Source organism: Exiguobacterium sp. BRG2 (assembly GCF_031844245.1).
In the GTDB taxonomy this organism is placed as follows: domain Bacteria; phylum Bacillota; class Bacilli; order Exiguobacteriales; family Exiguobacteriaceae; genus Exiguobacterium_A.
The window spans coordinates 1-1,441 of record NZ_JAUZUW010000025.1; the positions used below are offsets into that span (position 1 = coordinate 1).

1 protein-coding gene is annotated in these 1,441 nt (G+C 51.5%); it reads right to left on the reverse strand.

Translation table 11 applies throughout. The features are described from left to right. Positions 1-37: 37 nt before the first annotated feature. A protein-coding gene (locus Q9R23_RS15870; protein WP_483867098.1) for an IS3 family transposase occupies positions 38-1,386 on the reverse strand; the annotation gives its coding sequence in 2 pieces (ribosomal slippage) (positions 38-930 and positions 930-1,386; 1,350 coding nt in all). Positions 1,387-1,441 lie beyond the last annotated feature (55 nt).

Here is a 1,441-nt window from a genome sequence, read left to right on the forward strand (position 1 = left end):
TGAACTGAACCAAAAAAGTTAGACAATAAATAATTTGTCAGGCGACCTTGAGGACCTGAGTCCGGTATTCCACCGGGCTCAGGTTTTTTAGTCGTCTCTTGATACGACGATGGTTATAGTACTCGATGTAACGCTCAAGCTCATATTTGAAGTGATCCATGTCATCAAACTCCTTGAGATACAGGAGCTCTGACTTGAGCACGGCGAAGAAGCTTTCGATGGCTGCGTTGTCGAGACAGTTGCCCTTACGGGACATGCTTTGCGTGATGCCATGTTCGTGGAGCGTACCAGTGAACGCTCGATACTGATAATGCCACCCCTGATCGGAATGAAGGATTGGGCGCGCCTCTCCGTCGAGCTTCGCGATTGCCTGGTCCAACATTTCGCCAACGAATCGGTATGTAGGGCGGTCCGATAGGGTATAGGCAATGATTTCACGGTTTCCCAAGTCCATCATCGGCGAGAGGTAGAGCTTCTCCCCGAATAGGTGAAATTCAGTGACGTCAGTCACCCATTTCTGGTTCAGACCGGTTGCCTTGAAGTCACGTTGGAGAAGATTCGGTGCGACTTCTCCGACCCGTCCTTTATAGGAACGGTATCGCTTCATGCGGACGAGACACTTGAGACCGAGCTCGTTCATGAGACGGCGCACGGTCTTCGGATCGTGCCGGAAGCCTTGGCGTTCGAGAAGTGCGTGGATGCGACGATAGCCACATCGTCCCTCATGTTCGTGGAAGAGGGTATGGATAGCCGACTTCACTTCCGCGTACTTGTCTTCGCCCGTCAGGCGCGTCCGCCAATAGTAGTAGACACTCCGAGCCATCTCGAGCACGCGGAGGAGTCCCGGAACGGGATAGACCGCCCGCAACTCATCGATTACTTGCGCCTTGATCCGGTTCGTCGCGCATTCTCTTCTTGAACCAAGGCTCTCAATTTTTTTAGCGCAGCGTTCTCCATCTCGAGATACTCGACCCGCTCCTTGAGCTTCTCGACTTCTGTCATCTCTTCAAAATCTTTCTTCTTGCGTCTCGCCATCGGGGCACGTCCTTTCGGTCTAGCGACCAGACCTGCGGTCCCTTCCCGTTCATACGTCGATCGCCAGTTCGAGATCATCCCCGGGGAGGAAATTCGATATTTTACGGCTGCCTCTATGTAGGACAGTCCGTTGGTCGCCATGTCGTTTAATACCTCCAGTTTAAATGCCGGCGAGTGTGTTGTATAGGAAGGATCGAAGATCGTCTCTCCCCAACGTTCATAAAGACGCGACCACTCACGGACTCGTTCAGGTCGTATCCCGAATTCCTCCGCCATAATCTGGTATCCGTCTCGTCCCGTCAGATAACGTTCAACGACCTTGATCTTAAATGCCTTCGTATATTTGACCATAAAAAACACCCCATAAAAGTTGGATTTTTATGTCCAACTTTTATGGGGCAGTTCA